This is a genomic window from Streptomyces sp. NPDC041122 (assembly GCF_055592445.1).
In genome coordinates, this window is sequence record NZ_JBVIYQ010000001.1 from 1,277,599 (window position 1) to 1,299,381 (window position 21,783).

Sequence of the window (21,783 nt, forward strand, 5' to 3'; positions counted from 1 at the left end):
CACCAACGGGGGCCCGGCGGCTACGCCATGATGTCCTTCGCCCCGAACCGCGCCCACGCCGCCGAGCCGAAGACCGCCGCGTACAACCCCTGCATCCGCAGGTTCTTGAGGATGTCGTCCCAGTAGACCGGTTCGCGCATCAGGTCGGCGAAGGACAGCCAGTAGTGCGAGAAGAAGTACGGGTGCAGGCCGTGCAGTTGCGGGATCTGGTCGAGGATCTGCACCGTGATCAGCAGGCCGACCGTCGTCGCCATCGCCGCGATGCCGCTGCTGGTGAGCGTCGAGACGAACAGGCCGAGCGCCGCCACACCGATCAGTGACACGGCGACGACGAGCGCGATCAGCAGCGCCCGCAGCAGCCCCTCGCCGAAGCTCATCCGGGTGCCGGAGATCGTGGTGACCTCGCCCAGCGGGAAGAGCAGCGCGCCGGTCGCCAGCGCGGAGACGGCCACGACCAGGGTCGCGGCCAGGCAGAAGGTCAGCGTGGTCGCGTACTTGACGAGGAGCAGCCGGGTCCGTCCCGCGGGCGCGACGAGGAGATAGCGCAGGGTGCCCGCGTTCGCCTCGCCCGCGACCGCGTCACCCGCGACGACGCCGATCGCCATCGGCAGGAAGAACGGCAGCGTCGCGGCGAGCGCGGTGAAGACCAGGAACAGGCCGTTGTTGGTGATCTGCGCGATGAAGGCGGGCCCGCCCCCGTCACCGCCCCCGCCGATCGTGGAGCCGTCGCTGGTCTCGATCCTGACGGCGATGCCGACGAGGACCGGCACGGCGGCGAGCACCGCGAGCAGCGCGAGCGTGCGCCAGCGGCGGAAGGTGATCGTGAGCTCGCTGCGGAAGAGGCCGAGGGTCCAGATCCGCCGCGGCCCCCGCACGCCCCCCTGCCCGGCCACTCCCGCCACGTCAGCCCGCGACATCGAAGCCCTCCCCCGTCAGCGCCACGAACGCGTCCTCCAGCGAGGCCCGTTCGAGGCCGAAGCCGCGGACGCGGACACCCGCCCGGACCAGCGCGGCGTTCAGGTCGGCCAGGTCCACGTCCGGACCACCTCCGTCGGGGCCGCCTCCGTCCGCCACGTCCCGGCCACCCGCGTCCCGGCCCGGCGGTTCACCCGTCACCCGGTCCTCCGTCACCACGAGATCCGTCACGCCCTGCTCCTTGAGGACGCGGGCGGCGTCGCCCGTGTCCGGTGTCGTCACGACGAGCCGGCCGCGCGCGCCCGCCGCGAGTTCGGCGACCGGGCCCTGGGTGATCAGCCGGCCCCGGGTCATCACGGCCGCGTGCGTGCAGACCTGCTCGATCTCGTCGAGGAGGTGCGAGGAGAGGAAGACGGTCGTGCCCTCCGCCGCCAGCTCCCGTACCAGGGTGCGGATCTCGCGCATGCCCTGTGGGTCGAGGCCGTTCGTCGGCTCGTCCAGGACGAGGAGCCTGCGCGGCTGGAGGAGCGCCGCGGCGAGGCCGAGCCGCTGCTTCATGCCGAGGGAGTACGCCTTCGCCTTCTTGCCGGCCGCCGCGGTGAGCCCGACCCGGTCCAGGGCCGCCTCGGCCCGGGCCCGCCGGGTGCGCGGGTCGGCGTCCGGGTCGGCGGAGTCGTACCGCAGCAGGTTGTCGCGGCCGGAGAGGAAGCCGTAGAGGGCGGGGCCCTCGATCAGCGCGCCCACGTGCGGGAGCACGGTGCGGGTGGCGCGCGGCATGGGGTGGCCGAGGACCCGCGCGTGGCCGGAGGTCGGCGCGATGAGGCCCATCAGCATGCGGATCGTGGTCGTCTTGCCCGAGCCGTTCGGCCCGAGGAAGCCGAAGACGCTGCCCTCCGGGACGGCGAGGTCGAGCCGGTCGACGGCGAGGTGCTTTCCGTAGCGCTTGGTGAGCGCCTGCGTCTCGATGACGTGCGCCGCCCTCGAACCGCCGCTGGTGCCCGGCACGTTGCCCGCCCTCCGTCGTTCCGCCCCACGAAACGGATGGAAGGTGCCGCGCCGGCACCTTCCATCCGCCGTACCCCTGAGTCGTCCGGCGCCCGCTAGTGCGCCGCGTCGGCCGCCTTCACCAGCGCGTCCTTGGTGACCGCGCCGACGTAGACCGTGCCGTCGTCGGTGATCAGGGCGTTGACCAGGCGCGTCGAGAAGACCGTGCCGGAGCCGAACTTCCCGTCGACCTGGTCGCCCAGCGAGTCGAGCAGCTTCTGCGCGTCCTGCGGGACGTCGCCCGAACCGGCCTTCGGCAGGCCCTGGCCGCCCGGCAGCTTCAGCTCCGCGATGGAGCCCCAGCCCTTGCCGATGACGTTGATGCCGTCGAGGTCGCCCTCGCCGAACTCCTTGCCGCCCTTGCCGCCCTTCTCCTTGAAGTCGCGGCCCTTCGCGGCGTGTTCGTCGGCCTCGGTGACCTTCGCGCCCTTGGGCGGCGTGAAGTCGAACGTGGCCGCGGACGGCTTGCCGAAGTCGACCTTCGTGAAGCCCGCGTCGACGACGGCCGCGCCGCCGGAGGCCGGGGTGAGGGTGAACTTGAGCGGCGTGCCGGTCTCCGCGTCCACCGCGACGGTGATCCGGCCGACCGTCGAACCGGACTGCTTCGGCTTGATCACCAGGCGGTACGCGTCGCGGCCCGCGACCTGCGCGGTGCCGTCGGCCGTCACGGACGTGGTGCCGTCGACCGCCTTGAGGGCCTGCTCGGCGAACTCCTTCGGTGTGGCCGGCATCCCCTCGGGGACGTCCCGGCCGCCCTTGCCGTGCCGCTCGGCGGCACCACGGCCCTCGCCCTTCGCGTGGTACGCCTCGTTCGAGGCGCTGTCGTACGCCCACATGTCGTCGCCGTTGTGGATCACGCTGTACTCGGCGGCGTCCTCCAGGACGGACACCTTCTGCCGGTCGGGGCCGTCGGCCGCCACGCGCAGCGTGTGGGTGCCGGACGCCAGCTCCATGAGCTTGCCCTTGGGGTCGGCCGCGGAGCCCTTGCCCCCGCCGTCCCCACCCCGGTCCGCTCCGCCACCGCCGCCGAAGCCGCCCGCCATGCCGCCGATCGACGGCAGGCCGAGGTCGGTGCTGATCTTGACGTTGCCGGAGAGCTGCTGCGTGTCCGACGCGGCGATCTTCTCGATGAGTTCCTGTGCGGTGACCTTCGGCAGGTCCGGGTCGCCCGAGGTGGCCAGGGCCGGTACGAGCCCGATCGTCGCCGCGGCCACCCCCGCCACCGCGATCGGGACCGCGTAACGGGCCGCCTTGCGGCGGCCGACGCGCAGGTCCGCGGCCTCGCTGGTGTCCTTCTCCGGTTCGTACGGTGCCATTGTCTGCCTTACCTCCGTGGTCGGCGGCGGCCTTCCCTGTACGTGCCTACGTCCACCCCGTGCCGCCATTCTCACCCGAACAGGTCAGGAGTGGGGGTTCTCTGTGGACTCCATCCGACCAAATCGGCCGCCGAGAAGCGTCAGCCCCCGGGCGCAACTCCGCGTACTGCTCTGGGATGACACGGGGCGGGCTTCCCTCCCCCGTCCCGTAGGGGTCCGGGGAAGGGAGGGGGGAGACGCAAAAAGAACGCGGCCATGTGACACGAGTCACATGGCCGCGTCCGCACTGCGGGACCGGGATCAGCCCGCCCGGTGCACCACCAGGTCGCAGAGCTCGATCAGGGACGCCTTCGCGTCGCCCTCCGGCAGCGGTCCCAGCGCGGCCCGCGCGCTCTCCGCGTAGGAGACGGTGTCCCGGCGGGCGTGCTCCAGGGCGGGGTGTTCGCGCAGCCGGGAGAGCGCCTCGGCGTGCCGGGCGTCGTCCGTGAGGTCGGAGTCGAGCAGCTCGCACAGGGCGATGTCCTCGGCGAGGCCGAGCCGCGCCGCCCGCTCGCGCAGCCGCAGCACGGGCAGCGTGGGGATGCCCTCGCGCAGGTCGGTGCCCGGCGTCTTGCCCGACTCGTGCGAGTCGGACGCGATGTCCAGGACGTCGTCGGCGAGCTGGAAGGCGACACCGAGCCGCTCGCCGTACTGCGTCAGGACGTTCACCACCGACTCGTCGGCGCCCGACATCATCGCGCCGAACCGGCAGGCCACGGCGACCAGCGAGCCGGTCTTGCCGCGCAGCACGTCGAGGTAGTGGTCGACCGGGTCGCGCCCCTCTGCGGGCCCCGCGGTCTCCAGGATCTGGCCGGTGACCAGCCGTTCGAAGGCCTCGGCCTGGATCCGGACGGCCTCCGGGCCGAGGTCGGCCAGGATGTACGAGGCGCGGGCGAAGAGGAAGTCACCGGTCAGCACGGCGACGGAGTTGCCCCAGCGCTGGTTGGCGCTCTCGACCCCGCGGCGCACCTCGGCGTCGTCCATCACGTCGTCGTGGTACAGCGTCGCGAGGTGCGTCAGCTCGACGACCACGGCGGAGGGGACGATGCCCGGCGCGTCGGGGTCGCCGAACTGGGCGGCGAGCATCACGAGCAGCGGACGGAAACGCTTGCCCCCGGCACGGACGAGGTGCTGGGCGGCCTCCGTGATGAAGGGGACCTCGCTCTTGGTGGCCTCGAGCAGTCCCTCCTCGACAGCCGCCAACCCGACCTGGACATCGGCTTCGAGAGCCTGGTCCCGCACGCTCAGCCCGAAAGGCCCGACGACGGTCACGAGAGGTTCTCCTGTCTGCTGACGATCACATGGCCAACTCGGTCGATCATTGGATCTCGGTCGATGACACGGGTTTGTCGATGTGTCGCTGCCATCACTCAAGTCAGCGTATCCGGTCGACTTTCGATCACGGCGAGCACCTGCCCGCCCGTCGCACACCACCGCTCCGGTCGGCGCGGCGCGCGAGCCCTCCCGGCCGCCCGGGCGGACCAGGCCGCGCGGCGGACGGGGGTCACCGGTATGTTCTTGATCAGCCCATAAGACCGAGAAGACCGTCCCGCACCCACAAGAACCGTAACGACCGGGAGAAGGCTCTTTGTCCCGCACCACGGCCGCGTACGAGCCGCCCGCCGAGCCGGAAGGCGAGCCACCGCCGGGCGACGACCATGCCTTCCTCGGGCAGCCCCGGGGCCTGCTCACCCTGTCGGGCCTGGAGGTCTGGGAGCGTTTCTCGTTCCTCGGCATGCAGGCCATCCTGGTCCTCTACTTCGCCGACTCCGTCGCCCACGACGGGATGGGGATGGACGCCGGGACGGCCGCGTCGGTCTCGGCGGCCTACGGCACGCTGGTCTACCTGGTCTCCGTGGCCGGCGGCTGGCTCGCCGACCGTATCCTCGGCTCCTACCGGGCGGTCCTGTGGGGCGGCATCCTCATCGCCTGCGGCCACTACTCGATGGCCGTGCCGACGGCGACGATGACCTGGGTGGGCCTCGGCCTGATCAGCGCCGGCACCGGCCTGCTCAAGCCGAACGTCGCCTCGATGGTGGGCAAGCTCTACCGCACCGACGACGACCGGCGCGACGCCGGCTTCGCGCTCTACTACATGGGCATCAACATCGGCGCCTTCGCGGGCCCGCTGATCACCGGCTGGCTCGGCGACCACAAGGGCTGGCACTGGGGCTTCTCGGCCGCCGCGATCGGCATGACGTTCGGCCTGGTCCAGTACGTGCTCGGCCGCCGGCACCTCGCCGGGCGCAAGGCCTCCGCCGAGTTCGCGCTGCCGAGGGAAGCGATGCGCCGCGCGGTCCTCCTGATCGTCGCCGGGCTCGTCGTGTTCGCCGCCCTCGCGGGGCTGCTCGCCGGGGTCGGCTGGCTGACCATGGACCGCTTCGTCGACCTGCTCACCCTCGTCTCGGTGATCGCCCCCGTCGTCTACTTCGCGGTGATGTTCCGCAGCCCGCGCGTGAGCGCCGAGGAACGCGGCCGGCTCAGGCCCTACGTGGTCCTCTTCCTCGCCTCGGTCGTCTTCAACTTCATCCTCTTCCAGGCCTACTCGACGATGATCCTGCTGGCCTCGACCAACGCCGAGACCTCGATCTTCGGCTACCACTTCCCGGCCAGCTGGTACGCCTCCGCGCTCGGCGCCTTCGAGGTCGCCCTCGCGCCCGTCGTCGCCGCGGTCTGGGCCCGGATGGGCCACCGCCAGCCGCACGCCTCCAACAAGATCGCGTTCGGTGTGGTCCTGGGCGGCCTGTCGTTCCTGCTGATGGTCCTGCCCACCTCGGGGCACGGCGACGACACGTACAAGATGGCGGTCTGGTGGATCGTCGGCTCGTACCTGCTGCTCGGCCTCGGCGACATCCTCGTGGAGACCTCGGGCATGTCGGCGACGACCAAGCTCGCCCCGAAGGCCTTCGCCAGCCAGACCATGGCCCTCTGGTTCCTCTCCCTCGCGCTGGCCAACGGCATCCAGGCGCAGGTCGTGAAGGTGTACGGCGAGGTCTCCAACCCGGCGTACTTCGGCGTGAACGGCACGATCGCCGTGCTCGCCGGCATCGCCGTGATCACCCTGGCGCCCTGGCTGCGCCGCACCATGCACCCCGTCCACTGAGACCACCCGGCCGACCACCGGGACACCCCCGTCCACCGAGGTTCCACTCATGCAGATCCGAGACTCCTTCCCGTACGAGACGACCCGCGAGGACATCCGCGTGCCCCTCGCCGACGGGACCCGGCTCTACGCGCGCGTGTGGCGCCCGGTCACCGACGAACCCGTCCCCGTGCTCCTGGAGTACCTGCCCTACCGCCTCAGTGACTGGACGGCGCCGCGCGACTGGCAGCGCCACCCCTGGTACGCGGGCCACGGCTACGCCTCCGTGCGCGTCGACGTGCGCGGGCACGGCAACAGCGAGGGCCTGCCCACCGACGAGTACTCCGCGCAGGAGCTCGCCGACGGCGTCGAGGTGGTGAACTGGCTGGCCGCGCAGGAGTGGTCGAGCGGCAAGGTCGGCATGTTCGGCATCTCCTGGGGCGGCTTCAACTCCCTGCAGCTCGCCGCGCTCGCCCCCGAGCCGCTCAAGGCGGTCGTCACGGTCTGCTCGGCCGACGACCGCTACGACAACGACGTGCACTACATGGGCGGCTCCGTCCTCGCCGTCGACATGCACGCGTGGGCGGCGACCATGCTCGCGTTCGTCTCCCGGCCGCCGGACCCGTCCTTCGTCGGCGACGCGTGGCGCGACATGTGGCTGACCCGTCTGGAGGCCGTCGAGCCCTTCATCCACACCTGGCTGGACCACCAGACCCGCGACGCCTACTGGCGGCACGGCAGCGTCTGCGAGGACTACTCCGCGATCGGCGCCGCGGTGCTCGCGGTGGGCGGCTGGCACGACCCGTACCGCGACACGGTGCTCCGACTGGTGGAGCACCTCCCGGGCGACGTACGGGGGTTGATCGGCCCCTGGTCGCACCAGTACCCGGACCGCGGCCTGCCGCCGGGTCCCGCGATCGGCTTCCTCCAGGAGACCCTGCGCTGGTGGGACCAGCACCTCAAGGGCGTCGACACCGGGATCATGGCCGAGCCGAAGCTGCGCTCGTGGATCAGCGACTCGCACCCGCCGGCCACGGTCTACCCGGAGCTGAGCGGCGGCTGGGTGGGCGACCCGTCCTGGCCCTCCCCGAACGTCACCCCCGTCGCGTACGCCCTCCAGGGCACCCCCGTCGTCGTCGACTCCCCGCAGCACACCGGCCTGGACGCGGGGCGGTACTTCCCGTTCGGCAACGACGCCGACCTGCCGCCCGACCAGCGGGACGAGGACGCGAAGTCGGCGTGCTTCGAGTTCGAGGTGCCCGCCGAGGTCCGGATCCTCGGCCGCCCCAAGGTGACGCTGCGGCTGCGCATGGACGTGCCGTACGGGCAGGCCGTCGCCCGCGTCTGCGACGTCGCGCCGGACGGCTCCTCCACCCTGGTCACCCGGGGCGTGCTCAACCTCTCGGCCCGCAACGGCCGGGACCGCGCGGACGCCTGGCCGCTCGGCGCCACCGAGGACGTGACCTTCGAGCTCAACGGCATCGGCCACACCTTCCCGCCGGGCCACCGCATCCGGCTCGCGGTCTCCTCCGCGTACTGGCCGTGGATCTGGCCGCAGGCCGACTCGGTGGGCTTCACGCTCGACCCGGTGGGCAGCACGCTGGAACTGCCGGTGCGCGAGGGCGGCCTCGATCCGGCGATCACCTTCGAGCCGGCCGAGCAGTCGCCGCCACTGGGCGTGGTGTACCCGGCCACCCTGGACGAACAGCGGCCCGAACGCCTGGTGGTACGGGACGTCGCCAAGGGCGAGTGGCGCCTGGAGGTCGACCCGCGCTACGGCGGCACGCGCGTGTACCCCGACGGCCTCGAATTCGCCGAGGACGCCCTGGAGACATACACGATCCAGGAGGACGATCCGCTCAGCGCCCGCACCCGCTCGGACTGGCGGATCCGGCTGCACCGGCCCGAACTCGGCTGGGACGTCACGGTGGAGACCCGCTCGGAGATCAGCTGCGACGCGGCGGACTTCATCACCGCGAACGAGGTGGTGTGCAAGGACGGCGGCGAGGTCGTCTTCCACCGCACCTGGGAGAAGCGGATCCGGCGGACGGCCGGATAGTCTCCCGGCCCTTCGTTTCGGGCGGGCAGTTTCCCGGCTCTTCGTGCCGGGCGGGGCCTAGTTCCAGCGGCCACAGACCGGCAGCGCGGGCCTGGCCCGGCCCTGGAGAAGGCGTTCGAGGACGACGGCGACGCCGTCGTCCTCGTTCGAGAGCGCCAACTCGTCGGCCACCGCCTTGAGTTCGCCGTGCGCGTTGGCCATGGCCACGCCGTGCGCCGCCCACAGGAACATCGGGATGTCGTTGGGCATGTCCCCGAAGGCGACCGTGTCCGCGGCGGTCAGGCCGAGCCGCTCCGCGGCCAGCGCGAGCCCGGTCGCCTTGGTCACCCCGCACGGCTGGAGCTCCACCGTGCCGGGCCCCGACATCGTCACCGTGGCGAGCGGGCCGACCGCGTCCCGCGCCACGGCCGCCAACTCGTCGTCCGGCAGCCGCGGATGACGCACCAGCACCTTGCTGATGGGCTCCTCCCACAGCACCTCGCGACGGGGCACCCGCACCGCCGGGAGCGTGGGGTGCGGCATCTCGTACCCCGGCTCGATGAGCGTGAGGCCGTCCACGCCGTCCTGGTCGACGGCCGCGTAGACCTCCCCGACCTCGGCCTCGATCTTCCCCAGCGCCGTCTCGGCGAGCTCGCGGTCGAGCGTCACCGACCACACCATCCGGTCCGCCCCGGCGTCGTAGAGCTGCGCCCCCTGCCCGCACACGGCCAGGCCGTCGTAGCCGAGCGCGTCGAAGAGGGGCCGCACCCGCGGCGCGGGCCGGCCGGTCACCACGAGGTGCCGGGCGCCCTGCTCCCCCACGGCGGCCAGCGCCCGCCGCGACCGGTCCGAGACCGTGTCGTCGCCGCGCAGCAGCGTCCCGTCCAGGTCAGTGGCGATGAGTGCATATGCGAGGGGAGCGGACATGATCCAGAGAATACGGATCCTGGGCCCGGCGGGAAGCTGCTTGGCAAGGTGCGTATACGGGCGGGTGAGACCGGACGGGACAGCGGGCCCGCCGGTTCACCGGAAAGTGGAAGATTAGATTCCGGCATGCCTCATTCCGACTATGCGGAGCGCGCCGCCGCGGTGGCTCGCGGGAGGGCGCCGAGCGCCGGGCCGGGGCGACCGGATGCGGGGCCGGGGTGGCCGGGTGCCGGGCCGGAGCGGCGGCGGGTCGGTGTGGCGGGTCGATGCCGGGCCGGGGCCGGGTCGGGGCCGGGTCGGTTTTACGCCCCACCCCGCGCCCCGGCGCCGAGAGAATCCGGCGGCCCCATCGGCCGCCCAGCAAGGCCCATCCGGACATTGCGCGCCCTTTGGACACTGCCGCAACAGGGGCCCGCCCACGTAACGTGTGGCACACCCCTATGGAAAGCGAGGCAGGTACGCATGTCCGAGCAGACCCCGCTCGACCCGGCCGCCGGTGACTCCACCGACCTCCCCCGAGGCGGTTCCACCGGTCATCCCGAGGGCGACCCCTTCGGCCTGCCCGAGGGCGACCCCTTCGGACCGCACAACCTTCCCTACGGCGTGTTCTCCCTGGCCGGCGAGGCGGACAACCGGCGCAGGGTCGGGGTACGGCTCGGCAGTCACGTCCTGGACGCCGGCGCCGCGGCCGCCGCGCTCGGCTCCCCCTACGTCTCGCTGCTCGCCCGGCCCACGCTGAACCCGCTGCTCGCCGCGGGCCGCCGCGCCTGGTCCGACGTACGCCGCGCGCTCACCGCGTGGGTGACGGTGCCCTCCCACCGGGAGGCCGTCCGCCCCCTGCTGCACCACCTCTCCGACGTGACCCTGCACCTGCCCTTCGAGGTCGCGGACTACGTCGACTTCTACGCCTCCGAGCACCACGCCACCAACCTGGGCCAGATCTTCCGGCCGGACGCGCCGACCCCGCTGACGCCCAACTGGAAGCATCTGCCCATCGGTTACCACGGGCGCTCCGGCACCGTCGTGGTCTCCGGGACGGACGTCGTCCGCCCGTCCGGCCAGCGCAAGGCGCCCTCCGACACCGCCCCCGTCTTCGGCCCCTCGGTCCGGCTCGACATCGAGGCGGAGGTGGGCTTCGTGGTCGGCGCCTCCTCGACGCACGGAACCCCCGTGCCCCTCGCGGACTTCCGCGAGCACGTCTTCGGGCTCACCCTCCTCAACGACTGGTCGGCGCGCGACATCCAGGCCTGGGAGTACGTGCCTCTCGGCCCGTTCCTCGGCAAGTCCTTCGCCACCTCGGTCTCCGCGTGGATCACGCCCCTCGAGGCGCTGGACGCGGCGCGGGTCGCCCCTCCGGAGCGCACCCACCAGCTCCTGCCCTACCTGGACGACTCCGCGGAGTCCGCGGCCGACGAGCCCGGCGGCTACGACCTGCGCATCACGGTCACCCTCAACGGCAAGGTCATCTCCGAGCCGCCGTTCTCCTCCACCTACTGGACCGGCGCGCAGCAGCTCGCCCATATGACGGTCAACGGCGCCTCCCTGCGCACGGGCGACCTCTACGGCTCGGGCACGGTCAGCGGTCCCGAGGCCGGCCAGTACGGCTCACTGATCGAGATCACCTGGAACGGCCGCGACCCCCTCGAACTCCCCGACGGCAAGCGGACCTTCCTCGAGGACGGCGACGAGGTCACCCTCTCGGCCTGGGCCCCCGGCCCGCACGGCACGAAGGTGGGCCTCGGCGAAGTGACGGGACGGATCGTGGCGGCCCGCTAGCGGGAGGGGGCGGCGGCGCGGCGGGTGCCCGAGCCACTGCCCCTCCGGCGCTCACCAGTCCGGCTCCTCCATGTCCCAGTCCAGTCCGCCGTCGTCGTGGGCAGGGGCTGGGGATGGGGCCGGGGATGGGGCTGGGGTCGGCTTGGCGGCGGGTGCCGGGGCCGGGGTCGGCTTGGCAGCGGGTGCCGGAGTCGTCGCGGCGGCTCCGGACGCCCCGTCCTGTTCGGCCCCCGCGCCGGCGAGCTCCGCGACGACCTCGACCACGCCCTCGCCGTACGTCGCCCGCTTCTTCTCGCCCACGCCGCTGATGCCGGCCAGGTCCGCCACCGACGTCGGCCGCAGCGTCGCGATCTCGCGCAGCGTCGCGTCGTGGAAGATCACGTACGCCGGGACGCCCTGCTCCTTCGCCTGCGCCGCGCGCCAGGCCCGCAGCGCCTCGAAGAGCGGCACCGCCTCCTGGGGCAGCTCGGCGACCGCCGCCGCCGACTTCGCCTTGCGCTCCCCCTTCGCGGCACGCGCCGCCGGAGCCCGCTTCGGCTCCTTGCGCAGCCGCACCTCACGCTCGCGCGCCAGCACGGAACCGCTCTCCTCGGTGAGCACCAGCGTGCCGTACTCCCCCTCGACCGCGATCAGGCCCTGGGCCAGCAACTGTCGTACCACGCCCCGCCATTCGCCCTCCGCCAGCTCCTCGCCGATGCCGAAGACCGAGAGCTGGTCGTGGTCGAACTGGATGACCTTCGCGGTCTTCTTGCCGAGCAGGATGTCGATGATCTGGCCCGTGCCGAACTTCTGGCCGCGCTCGCGCTGCAGGCGCACGACCGCGGACAGCACCTTCTGCGCCGCCACCGTGCCGTCCCAGGTCTCGGGCGGGGTGAGGCAGGTGTCGCAGTTGCCGCACGCCTCGGCCGTCGCCTCCTGGCCGAAGTAGGTCAGGAGCTGGGCGCGGCGGCACCGCGCGGTCTCGCACAGCGCGAGCATCGAGTCCAGGTGGGCGGCGGCGCGGCGGCGGAACGCCTCGTCCCCCTCGCCGCCCTGGATCAGCTTGCGCTGCTGGACGACGTCCTGCAGGCCGTACGCCATCCAGGCCGTCGAGGGCAGGCCGTCGCGGCCCGCGCGGCCCGTCTCCTGGTAGTACCCCTCGACGGACTTGGGCAGGTCGAGGTGGGCGACGAAGCGGACGTCCGGCTTGTCGATGCCCATGCCGAAGGCGATCGTCGCGCAGACCACGAGGCCTTCCTCGCGCAGGAAGCGGGACTGGTGGGCCGCGCGGGTGCCGGCGTCCAGGCCCGCGTGGTACGGGACCGCCTCGATGCCGTTCTTGCAGAGGAACTCGGCGGTCTTCTCCACCGAATTGCGCGACAGGCAGTAGACGATGCCCGCGTCGCCCGCGTGCTCCTCCTTCAGGAAGGCGAGGAGCTGCTTCTTCGGCTCGGCCTTCGGCACGATGCGGTACTGGATGTTGGGCCGGTCGAAGCTCGCCACGAAGTGCTTGGCGTCCGGCATGCCGAGCCGCTGGGTGATCTCCCGGTGCGTGGCGTGGGTGGCCGTGGCCGTGAGGGCGATCCGCGGCACGTCGGGCCAGCGCTCGCCGAGGAGGGAGAGGGCCAGGTAGTCGGGGCGGAAGTCGTGGCCCCACTGGGCGACGCAGTGCGCCTCGTCGATGGCGAAGACGGAGATCTTGGCCCGCGACAGCAGGTCCAGCGTGGCGTCGAGGCGCAGCCGCTCCGGCGCGAGATAGAGCACGTCGAGCTCGCCCGCGAGGAACTCCGCCTCCATCACGCGCCGCTCGTCGAAGTCCTGCGTGGAGTTGATGAACCCGGCCCGCACACCGAGCGCCCGCAGCGCGTCCACCTGGTCCTGCATGAGCGCGATGAGCGGCGAGACCACGACGCCCGTGCCCGGCCTGACCAGGGCGGGGATCTGGTAGCAGAGGGACTTGCCGCCGCCGGTCGGCATCAGGACGACGGCGTCCCCACCGCCCACCACGTGGTCGATGACGGCTTCCTGCTCACCGCGGAACGCGTCGTATCCGAAGACGCGGTGGAGCGTGCGCAGCGCGTCGCTCTGCGTCACACCGCCGGCCGTCCCGCCGCTCGCGCCACCGGTCGTGCCGTCGGCCGCCACGTCCGACGCCGATACCGGCGCCGTCACCTCACTCATGCCTCTGGTCCCATCCATCGCCCTGTCCCCCGCCGTACACGCCGCCTCAGCCACTGCCTCGACCACTGCCTCCACGATAGGGCTCCGCACCGACACCTCGGACAGTTATCCACAGGCCGCCGCCCGGCACCCCTGCTGGGGATGCCGGGCGGCAACACACGTACGAAAAGGAACCGGGCTACCGGACGAAGACCCCCGCCTGGTTCGCGAGGTCCAGGAAGTACTGCGGGGCCACACCCAGGACCAGCGTCACCGCGACACCCACGCCGATCGCCGTCATCGTCAGCGGCGACGGCACGGCGACCGTGGGGCCGTCCGCCTTCGGCTCGCTGAAGAACATCAGGACGATCACGCGGATGTAGAAGAACGCGGCGACCGCCGACGACAGCACACCGACCACGACGAGCCCGCCGGCGCCGCCCTCCGCCGCCGCCTTGAAGACCGCGAACTTCCCGGCGAAGCCGGAGGTCAGCGGGATGCCGGCGAAGGCGAGCAGGAAGACCGCGAAGACCGCGGCGACCAGCGGGGACCGCCGGCCGAGCCCGGCCCACTTGGACAGGTGCGTGGCCTCGCCGCCCGCGTCCCGCACCAGTGTGACGACGGCGAAGGCGCCGATGGTCACGAAGGAGTAGGCGCCCAGGTAGAAGAGGACCGAGGAGATGCCGTCCGGAGTGGTCGCGATCACACCGGCGAGGATGAAGCCGGCGTGCGCGATGGACGAGTACGCCAGGAGCCGCTTGATGTCGGTCTGGGTGATCGCGATGATCGCGCCGCCCAGCATCGTGATGATCGCGACAGCCCACATCACCGGCCGCCAGTCCCAGCGCAGGCCCGGCAGGACCACGTAGAGGAGACGGAGGAGCGCGCCGAACGCGGCCACCTTCGTCGCCGCCGCCATGAAGCCGGTGACGGGCGTCGGGGCGCCCTGGTACACGTCCGGGGTCCACATGTGGAAGGGCACCGCGCCCACCTTGAAGAGCAGCCCCATCACCACCATCGCCACGCCGATCAGGAGCAGCGCGTCGTTGCCCATGGTGTCGGCGAGCGCCGGGTCCACGGTCTTCACGTTGCCCTCGACGACGTCCGCGACCGTCGCGTACGACACCGAGCCCGCGTACCCGTACAGGAGCGCGATGCCGAAGAGCGTGAACGCCGAGGCGAAGGCGCCGAGCAGGAAGTACTTGACGGCGGCTTCCTGCGACATCAGGCGCTTGCGGCGGGCGAGCGCGCAGAGCAGGTACAGCGGCAGGGAGAAGACCTCCAGCGCAATGAAGAGCGTCAGGAGGTCGTTGGCCGCCGGGAAGACGAGCATGCCGCCGATGGCGAAGAGCGCCAGCGGGAACACCTCGGTGGTGGCGAACCCGGCCTTGGTGGCGGCCTGTTCGCTCTCGCTGCCCGGCACGGAGCCGGCCTGCGCGACGAAGGAGTCGACGCGGTTGCCGTGCGCCACCGGGTCGAGGCGGCGCTCGGCGAAGGTGAAGATCGCGACGATGCCGGTGAGCAGAATGGTGCCCTGCAGGAAGAGCGCGGGACCGTCGACCGCGATGGCACCCATCGCGGCGACCTGCGCCTTGGTGGTGCCGAAGCCGCGGGCCGCGAGCCCGACGACCGCGGCGAACGCGGCGGCCAGGGCGACCACAGAAACGAACAACTGGGCGTAGTAGCGGGACTTGCGCGGGACGAAGGCTTCGATGAGCACTCCGATGACGGCCGCGCCGATGACGATCAACGTCGGCGACAGCTGTCCGTACTCGATGTTGGGTGCGTCGATCTTGTCGATGGGATCGGCCGCGGTTGTCCACAGGCTGTGGACGGCTGATGCGCTCACTTGGCCGCCTCCACATCGGGCTTGGGGTCCTTCTTCTGGACGTCGGACATGGTGTGCTTGACCGCCGGGTTCACCAGGTCGGTGAGCGGCTTCGGGTAGACCCCGAGGCCGATCAGGAGGGCGATCAGCGGGGCCACCACGACCAGCTCACGCACCCGCAGGTCGGGCATGGCCGAGACCTCCGCCTTCACGGGGCCGGTCATCGTCCGCTGGTAGAGGACGAGCGTGTACAGCGCGGCGAGCACGATGCCGATGGTCGCGATGATCCCCACCACCGGGTAGCGCGCGAACGCGCCGACCAGGACGAGGAATTCACTCACGAAGGGCGCGAGCCCGGGGAGCGACAGGGTGGCGAGGCCGCCGATCAGGAAGGTGCCGGCGAGCACCGGGGCGACCTTCTGCACACCGCCGTAGTCGGCGATGAGCCGCGAGCCGCGCCGCGAGATCAGGAAGCCGGCCACCAGCATCAGCGCGGCGGTCGAGATGCCGTGGTTGACCATGTAGAGCGTCGCGCCGGACTGGCCCTGCGAGGTCATCGCGAAGATGCCGAGGACGATGAAGCCGAAGTGCGAGATCGACGCGTACGCCACCAGGCGCTTGATGTCGCGCTGGCCGACGGCGAGCAGCGCCCCGTAGATGATGCTGATCAGGGCGAGGACGAGGATGACCGGCGTCGCCCATTCGCTCGCCTCGGGGAAGAGCCCGAGGCAGAACCGCAGCATCGCGAACGTGCCGACCTTGTCGACGACGGCCGTGATCAGCACGGCGACCGGCGCGGTGGACTCGCCCATCGCGTTCGGCAGCCAGGTGTGCAGCGGCCACAGCGGCGCCTTCACCGCGAAGGCGAAGAAGAAGCCGAGGAACAGCCACCGCTCGGTGCTGGTCTCCATGGAGAGCGTGCCGTTGGCGCGGGCCTCGATGATGTCCTGCAGTGAGAACGTTCCGGCCACTACGTAGAGACCGATCACCGCGGCCAGCATGATGAGGCCGCCGACGAGGTTGTAGAGGAGGAACTTCACGGCCGCGTACGAGCGTTGGGCCGAGGCGTTCTCGTCGCTGCCCGCGTGGGCGCGGTCCCCGAAGCCGCCGATGAGGAAGTACATCGGGATGAGCATGGCTTCGAAGAAGATGTAGAAGAGGAAGACGTCGGTGGCCTCGAAGGAGATGATCACCATCGCCTCGACGCCCAGGATCAGGGCGAAGAAGCCCTGGGTCGGGCGCCAGCGCGACGACTTGGTCTCCAGGGGATCGGCGTCGTGCCAGCCCGCCAGGATGATGAAGGGCATCAGGAGCGCGGTGAGCGCGACGAGGGCGACGCCGATGCCGTCCACGCCGAGCTCGTAGCGCACCCCGAAGTCCGCGATCCAGGCGTGCGACTCGGTCAGTTGATAGCGGCCGCCGTCCGGGTCGAACCGTACGAGCACGGTGGCCGCGAGGCCGAGCGTGGCGAGCGAGACGAGCAGGGCGAGCCACTTGGCGGCCGTCCGCCGGGCGGCCGGGACGGCGGCCGTGGCGATCGCGCCGACCGCCGGCAGGACCGCCGTCGCTGTCAGGAGGGGAAAGGACATCGGTATCAGACCGCCCTCATCAGCAGGGTCGCGGCGATGAGTACCGCAGCGCCGCCGAACATCGAGACCGCGTAGGAGCGGGCGTAGCCGTTCTGCAGTTTGCGCAGCCGGCCGGAGAGGCCGCCGACCGAGGCCGCCGTGCCGTTGACGACCCCGTCGACCAGGGTGTGGTCGACGTAGACCAGGGACCGCGTCAGGTGCTCGCCGCCGCGGACCAGGACGACGTGGTTGAAGTCGTCCTGGAGCAGGTCGCGGCGGGCGGCACGGGTGAGCAGCGAGCCGCGCGGGGCGGTGACCGGGACGGGCCGGCGTCCGTACTGGACGTAGGCGAGGGCGACGCCGATGACGAGGACCACCATGGTGGCGCCCGTGACCGTGGCCGCGCTCAGCGGCGAGTCGCCGTGGTCGTGCCCGGTGACCGGCTCCAGCCAGTGCAGGAAGCGGTCGCCGAAGCTGAAGAACCCGCCCGCGAACACCGAGCCGAAGGCGAGCACGATCATCGGGATGGTCATGGACTTCGGGGACTCGTGCGGGTGCGGGTCATTGCCCTCCGCGTCCGGCTGCCAGCGCTTCTCGCCGAAGAAGGTCATGATCATCACGCGGGTCATGTAGTAAGCGGTGACGGCCGCGCCCAGGAGCGCCGCCGAGCCGAGGATCCAGCCCTCCGTGCCGCCCTTGGCGAACGCCGCCTCGATGATCTTGTCCTTGGAGAAGAAGCCGGACAGACCGGGGAAGCCGATGATCGCGAGGTAGCCGAGGCCGAAGGTCACGAAGGTGACCGGCATGTACGTCCGGAGGCCGCCGTACTTCCTCATGTCGACCTCGTCGTTCATGCCGTGCATGACCGAGCCGGCGCCGAGGAAGAGCCCGGCCTTGAAGAAGCCGTGCGTCACCAGGTGCATGATCGCGAACACGTAGCCGACGGGGCCGAGGCCCGCGGCCAGGATCATGTAGCCGATCTGCGACATCGTCGACCCGGCGAGGGCCTTCTTGATGTCGTCCTTCGCGCAACCGACGATCGCACCGAAGAGCAGCGTGACCGCTCCGACGACGGTGACGACGAGCTGGGCGTCCGGCGCCGCGTTGAAGATCGCGCCGGAGCGGACGATCAGGTAGACACCGGCGGTCACCATCGTGGCGGCGTGGATCAGGGCCGAGACCGGGGTCGGGCCCTCCATCGCGTCCCCGAGCCAGGACTGCAGCGGCACCTGCGCGGACTTGCCGCACGCGGCGAGCAGCAGCATCAGGCCGATGGCGGTGAGCTTGCCCTCGCTCGTGTCACCGGTGGCCTGAAGGACCGGCCCGAAGGCGAAGGTCCCGAAGGTGGTGAACATCAGCATGATGGCGATGGACAGGCCCATGTCGCCGACCCGGTTGACCAGGAAGGCCTTCTTCGCGGCGGTGGCCGCGCTGGGCTTGTGCTGCCAGAAGCCGATCAGGAGGTACGAGGCGAGGCCGACGCCCTCCCAGCCGACGTAGAGGAGCAGGTAGTTGTCGGCGAGGACCAGCAGGAGCATCGCCGCGAGGAACAGGTTCAGATAGCCGAAGAAGCGGCGGCGCCGCTCGTCGTGCTCCATGTACCCGATGGAGTAGACGTGGATCAGGGTGCCCACTCCGGAGATCAGCAGGACGAACGTCATCGACAGCTGGTCGAGCTGGAGGGCGACGTCCGCCTGGAACCCCTCGACGGGGATCCAGCTGAAGAGGTGCTGGGACAGCGAGCGCTCCTCGGCACCCTTGCCCAGCATGTCGGTGAACAGTACGACGGCGACGACGAAGGAGGCGGCGGCGAGGAGCGTGCCGAGCCAGTGGCCCACGCGGTCCAACGCCCGCCCGCCGCACAGCAGTACGGCCGCTCCGAGCAGTGGCGCCGCGACGAGCAGCGCGATCAGGTTCTCCATTTTCACGGTTCCTGCGACCCCTTACAGCTTCATCAGGCTGGCGTCGTCGACCGAGGCCGAGTGGCGGGAACGGAACAGCGACACGATGATCGCCAGCCCGACCACGACCTCCGCGGCGGCGACGACCATCGTGAAGAACGCGATGATCTGGCCGTCGAGGTTGCCGTGCATCCGGGAGAAGGCGACGAACGCGAGGTTGCAGGCGTTGAGCATGAGCTCGATGCACATGAACACCACGATCGCGTTCCGCCTGATGAGCACGCCGGTCGCACCGATCGTGAACAACAGGGCGGCGAGATACAGATAGTTGACGGGGTTCACTTCGACGCCTCCTCGGTCCGCCCGGCCTCGGGTCGCCCGGCGTCGGACCGCCGGAGGTCGGGCCGCTCAAGCCGGTCGGTGGAGCGCTGTTCGAGCGCCCGCAGGTCGTCCAGCGCCTCGTTCGACACGTCGCGGATCTGGCCGCGCTCGCGCAGCGTCCTGTTGACGGTGAGCTCCGACGGGGTGCCGTCGGGGAGCAGGCCCGCGATGTCCACGGCGTTGTGCCGCGCGTACACACCCGGGGCGGGCAGCGGCGGCAGGTGCTTGCCCGCGCGCACGCGCTCCTCGGACCGCTCGCGCTGGGTCTTGGCGCGCTCCGTGCGCTCGCGGTGGGTGAGCACCATCGCGCCGACCGTCGCCGTGATGAGCAGGGCACCGGTGATCTCGAAGGCGAAGACGTACTTGGTGAAGATGAGCTGGGCGAGGCCCTCCACGTTGCCGCCGGAGTTCGCCTTGCCGAGGCCGTTGAACTCCTTCATCGAGGCGTTGCCGATGCCCGCGAAGAGCAGCACCGCGAAGCCGAGGCCGCAGAGCAGGGCCAGCCAGCGCTGCCCCTTGATGGTCTCGGTGAGCGAGTCGGCCGCGGTGACGCCGACGAGCATGACCACGAAGAGGAAGAGCATCATGATCGCGCCGGTGTAGACGACGATCTGCACGATGCCCAGGAAGTACGCGCCGTTGGCCAGGTAGAACACCGCAAGGATGATCATGGTCCCGGCCAGGCAGAGGGCGCTGTGCACGGCCTTCTTCATGAGGATGGTGCACAGGGCGCCGATCACCGCGACCGTGCCGAGCACCCAGAACTGGAAGGCCTCGCCGGTGGAGGTGGAGTAGGCGGCGAGCTGCGTCATCGGCCGATCACCTGCTCCGACGCCGGCTCGCCGTCACCGAAGTCCGAGGCGGCCTCCTGCGGCGTCTCCCCCTTGGAGAGGGCGACCTGGGGCACCGTCCCCGGAGCGGCCTCGGTCACCAGACCGCGGTAGTAGTCCTGCTCGTCCGCGCCGGGGAAGATCGAGTGCGGGCTGTCGACCATGCCCTCCTCGAGACCGGCGAGCAGCTGCTCCTTCGTGTAGATGAGGTTCTCGCGGCTGGTGTCGGCCAGCTCGAACTCGTTCGTCATCGTCAGCGCGCGCGTGGGGCACGCCTCGATGCACAGGCCGCACAGGATGCAGCGGGCGTAGTTGATCTGGTAGACGCGGCCGTACCGCTCGCCGGGCGAGTACCTCTCCTCGTCGGTGTTGTCCGCGCCCTCCACGTAGATGGCGTCCGCGGGACAGGCCCAGGCGCAGAGCTCACAGCCGACGCACTTCTCCAGGCCGTCCGGATGGCGGTTCAGCTGGTGCCTGCCGTGGAAGCGGGGAGCGGTGGTCTTCTGCTGCTCCGGATACTGCTCGGTCAGCCGCTTCTTGAACATGGCCTTGAAGGTCACGCCGAAGCCCGCGACAGGGTTCTGGAACCCCTGCTTCGATTGGTTCGACTCGTGGGACTCCTGGTTCGACTCAGCCATCGGACGCCTCCTTTCCGTCACTTCGGGTTCCGTCACTTTGAGTATCCGGCCCACCACTGACAATCAACTCCCGCTCCTGGCGCGAGCGTCGGCGCGGCACGGGTGGCAGGCTCTGGCCGGGCATCGGCGGGACGGGGAATCCGCCCGCCATCGGGTCGAAGGCGGCCGGCTGCTCCTCTTCGGCGGCGGCTTCCTTCTCGCGCTTGTCGCGGAAGATGTCCACGACCACGGAGAGCAGCAGGAGTGCGATGACGCCGCCGCCCACGTAGAGGGCGATCGAGGTGAATTCGTAGTCCTCGTTCCGCATCGCCCTGACGGTGGCCACGAGCATCAGCCAGACGACCGAGACCGGGATCAGGACCTTCCAGCCGAGCTTCATCAGCTGGTCGTAGCGGACGCGGGGCAGCGAGCCGCGGAGCCAGATGAAGAAGAACAGCAGCAGCTGGACCTTGACGATGAACCAGAGCATCGGCCACCAGCCGTGGTTCGCGCCCTCCCAGAAGGTGCTGATCGGGTACGGGGCCCGCCAGCCGCCGAGGAAGAGCGTGGCCGAGACCGCCGAGACGGTGACCATGTTGACGTACTCGGCGAGCATGAACATCGCGAACTTGATGGAGGAGTACTCGGTGTTGAAGCCACCGACGAGGTCGCCCTCGGACTCCGGCATGTCGAACGGCGCGCGGTTGGTCTCGCCGACCATCGTGATGATGTAGATGATGAACGAGACGGGCAGCAGCAGCACGTACCAGCGGTCCGCCTGCGCCTCCACGATCGCCGACGTCGACATCGACCCGGAGTAGAGGAAGACCGAGGCGAAGGCCGCGCCCATCGCGATCTCGTACGAGATCATCTGCGCGCAGGAGCGCAGGCCGCCCAGGAGCGGGTACGTCGACCCCGAGCTCCAGCCGGCGAGCACGATGCCGTAGATGCCGACGGAGGCGACCGCGAGGATGTAGAGCATCGCGATCGGCAGGTCGGTGAGCTGCATCGTGGTGCGGTGACCGAAGATCGACACCTCGTTGCCCGCGGGCCCGAAGGGGATCACGGCGATCGCCATGAAGGCCGGGATGGCGGCGACGACCGGCGCGAGGACGTAGACCACCTTGTCCGCGCGCTTGACGATCACGTCTTCCTTGAGCATCAGCTTGACGCCGTCCGCGAGGGACTGCAGCAGACCCCAGGGGCCGTTCCTGTTGGGGCCGATGCGCAGCTGCATCCAGGCCACGACCTTGCGCTCCCAGACGATGGCGAGCAGCACCGTCACCATCAGGAAGGCGAAGCAGAAGACCGCCTTGACGACGACCAGCCACCAGGGGTCGCGGCCGAACATGGACAGGTCCTCCGCCGCAAGCGGTACCAGC

Annotated in this window: 16 protein-coding genes; 3 read left to right on the plus strand and 13 right to left on the minus strand. The window is 70.9% G+C overall.

Annotation, left to right across the window (positions count from 1 at the left end; translation table 11 throughout):
- Positions 1-20 precede the first annotated feature (20 nt).
- The 4 genes from ACZ6B8_RS05665 to ACZ6B8_RS05680 form a co-directional block, all read right to left on the minus strand.
- The gene (locus ACZ6B8_RS05665; protein WP_471084407.1) at positions 21-917 is read right to left on the minus strand and encodes an ABC transporter permease; all 897 of its coding nucleotides are present in this window, start codon (positions 915-917) and stop codon (positions 21-23) included.
- Positions 904-1,920: an ABC transporter ATP-binding protein gene (locus tag ACZ6B8_RS05670; protein WP_471606357.1), complete on the minus strand. Its 1,017-nt coding sequence runs from the start codon at positions 1,918-1,920 to the stop codon at positions 904-906. Before ACZ6B8_RS05670 ends, ACZ6B8_RS05665 begins: the two co-directional genes overlap by 14 nt.
- Before the next feature lie 95 nt (positions 1,921-2,015).
- Entirely contained in the window at positions 2,016-3,275 is a 1,260-nt protein-coding gene (locus tag ACZ6B8_RS05675; RefSeq protein WP_471606358.1) for a LolA family protein, read from the minus strand.
- Between the two features lie 300 nt (positions 3,276-3,575).
- Positions 3,576-4,586 (minus strand): polyprenyl synthetase family protein, encoded by a 1,011-nt coding sequence (locus tag ACZ6B8_RS05680; RefSeq protein ID WP_471084398.1) that lies wholly within the window; start codon positions 4,584-4,586, stop codon positions 3,576-3,578.
- Positions 4,587-4,902: 316 nt separating this feature from the next.
- Here ACZ6B8_RS05680 and ACZ6B8_RS05685 point away from each other — a divergent pair, with 316 nt between their 5' ends.
- Positions 4,903-6,417 (plus strand): peptide MFS transporter, encoded by a 1,515-nt coding sequence (locus tag ACZ6B8_RS05685; protein ID WP_471084395.1) that lies wholly within the window; start codon positions 4,903-4,905, stop codon positions 6,415-6,417.
- Positions 6,418-6,466: 49 nt separating this feature from the next.
- The gene (locus ACZ6B8_RS05690; protein ID WP_471606359.1) at positions 6,467-8,455 is read left to right on the plus strand and encodes a CocE/NonD family hydrolase; all 1,989 of its coding nucleotides are present in this window, start codon (positions 6,467-6,469) and stop codon (positions 8,453-8,455) included.
- Positions 8,456-8,512: 57 nt separating this feature from the next.
- Here ACZ6B8_RS05690 and ACZ6B8_RS05695 read toward each other — a convergent pair whose 3' ends face one another.
- Entirely contained in the window at positions 8,513-9,361 is an 849-nt protein-coding gene (locus ACZ6B8_RS05695) for an HAD family hydrolase (protein ID WP_471084389.1), read from the minus strand.
- A gap of 462 nt (positions 9,362-9,823) precedes the next feature.
- On the opposite strand from ACZ6B8_RS05695, the gene fahA reads away from it, so the two are divergent.
- The gene (gene fahA, locus ACZ6B8_RS05700; protein ID WP_471606360.1) at positions 9,824-11,137 is read left to right on the plus strand and encodes a fumarylacetoacetase; all 1,314 of its coding nucleotides are present in this window, start codon (positions 9,824-9,826) and stop codon (positions 11,135-11,137) included.
- A 51-nt stretch (positions 11,138-11,188) separates the two neighbouring features.
- Here fahA and recQ read toward each other — a convergent pair whose 3' ends face one another.
- The 8 genes from recQ to nuoH all read right to left on the minus strand — a co-directional run bounded on the left by recQ (position 11,189) and on the right by nuoH (position 21,752).
- Complete coding sequence (gene recQ / locus ACZ6B8_RS05705) at positions 11,189-13,297, minus strand: DNA helicase RecQ (RefSeq protein ID WP_471606361.1); 2,109 nt, start codon at positions 13,295-13,297, stop codon at positions 11,189-11,191.
- 178 nt (positions 13,298-13,475) lie between these two features.
- On the minus strand, positions 13,476-15,125 hold the full coding sequence (gene nuoN / locus ACZ6B8_RS05710; RefSeq protein WP_471084380.1) for an NADH-quinone oxidoreductase subunit NuoN: 1,650 nt from the start codon (positions 15,123-15,125) through the stop codon (positions 13,476-13,478).
- Positions 15,122-16,693 (minus strand): NADH-quinone oxidoreductase subunit M, encoded by a 1,572-nt coding sequence (locus ACZ6B8_RS05715; protein WP_471084377.1) that lies wholly within the window; start codon positions 16,691-16,693, stop codon positions 15,122-15,124. The genes nuoN and ACZ6B8_RS05715 overlap by 4 nt, the downstream gene beginning before the upstream one ends.
- Positions 16,694-16,698: 5 nt before the next feature.
- Entirely contained in the window at positions 16,699-18,594 is a 1,896-nt protein-coding gene (gene nuoL, locus ACZ6B8_RS05720) for an NADH-quinone oxidoreductase subunit L (RefSeq protein WP_471606362.1), read from the minus strand.
- A gap of 21 nt (positions 18,595-18,615) precedes the next feature.
- Positions 18,616-18,915, minus strand: coding sequence for an NADH-quinone oxidoreductase subunit NuoK (gene nuoK, locus ACZ6B8_RS05725; protein WP_003974374.1), 300 nt, complete (start codon positions 18,913-18,915; stop codon positions 18,616-18,618).
- Complete coding sequence (locus ACZ6B8_RS05730) at positions 18,912-19,766, minus strand: NADH-quinone oxidoreductase subunit J (RefSeq protein ID WP_471084371.1); 855 nt, start codon at positions 19,764-19,766, stop codon at positions 18,912-18,914. The genes nuoK and ACZ6B8_RS05730 overlap by 4 nt, the downstream gene beginning before the upstream one ends.
- The gene (gene nuoI, locus ACZ6B8_RS05735) at positions 19,763-20,422 is read right to left on the minus strand and encodes an NADH-quinone oxidoreductase subunit NuoI (RefSeq protein ID WP_471606363.1); all 660 of its coding nucleotides are present in this window, start codon (positions 20,420-20,422) and stop codon (positions 19,763-19,765) included. The genes ACZ6B8_RS05730 and nuoI overlap by 4 nt, the downstream gene beginning before the upstream one ends.
- Entirely contained in the window at positions 20,415-21,752 is a 1,338-nt protein-coding gene (gene nuoH, locus ACZ6B8_RS05740; RefSeq protein WP_471606475.1) for an NADH-quinone oxidoreductase subunit NuoH, read from the minus strand. The genes nuoI and nuoH overlap by 8 nt, the downstream gene beginning before the upstream one ends.
- Positions 21,753-21,783 lie beyond the last annotated feature (31 nt).

Bases quoted from the DNA above. Each gene is read 5' to 3' on its own strand.
- recQ (WP_471606361.1), bottom strand. From the start codon at position 13,297: ATGAGTGAGGTGACGGCGCCGGTATCGGCGTCGGACGTGGCGGCCGAC.
- ACZ6B8_RS05695 (WP_471084389.1), bottom strand. From the start codon at position 9,361: ATGTCCGCTCCCCTCGCATATGCACTCATCGCCACTGACCTGGACGGG.
- nuoI (WP_471606363.1), bottom strand. From the start codon at position 20,422: ATGGCTGAGTCGAACCAGGAGTCCCACGAGTCGAACCAATCGAAGCAG.
- ACZ6B8_RS05730 (WP_471084371.1), bottom strand. From the start codon at position 19,766: ATGACGCAGCTCGCCGCCTACTCCACCTCCACCGGCGAGGCCTTCCAG.
- nuoL (WP_471606362.1), bottom strand. From the start codon at position 18,594: ATGGAGAACCTGATCGCGCTGCTCGTCGCGGCGCCACTGCTCGGAGCG.
- ACZ6B8_RS05665 (WP_471084407.1), bottom strand. From the start codon at position 917: ATGTCGCGGGCTGACGTGGCGGGAGTGGCCGGGCAGGGGGGCGTGCGG.
- ACZ6B8_RS05715 (WP_471084377.1), bottom strand. From the start codon at position 16,693: ATGTCCTTTCCCCTCCTGACAGCGACGGCGGTCCTGCCGGCGGTCGGC.
- ACZ6B8_RS05675 (WP_471606358.1), bottom strand. From the start codon at position 3,275: ATGGCACCGTACGAACCGGAGAAGGACACCAGCGAGGCCGCGGACCTG.
- ACZ6B8_RS05690 (WP_471606359.1), top strand. From the start codon at position 6,467: ATGCAGATCCGAGACTCCTTCCCGTACGAGACGACCCGCGAGGACATC.
- nuoH (WP_471606475.1), bottom strand. From the start codon at position 21,752: ATGTTCGGCCGCGACCCCTGGTGGCTGGTCGTCGTCAAGGCGGTCTTC.
- fahA (WP_471606360.1), top strand. From the start codon at position 9,824: ATGTCCGAGCAGACCCCGCTCGACCCGGCCGCCGGTGACTCCACCGAC.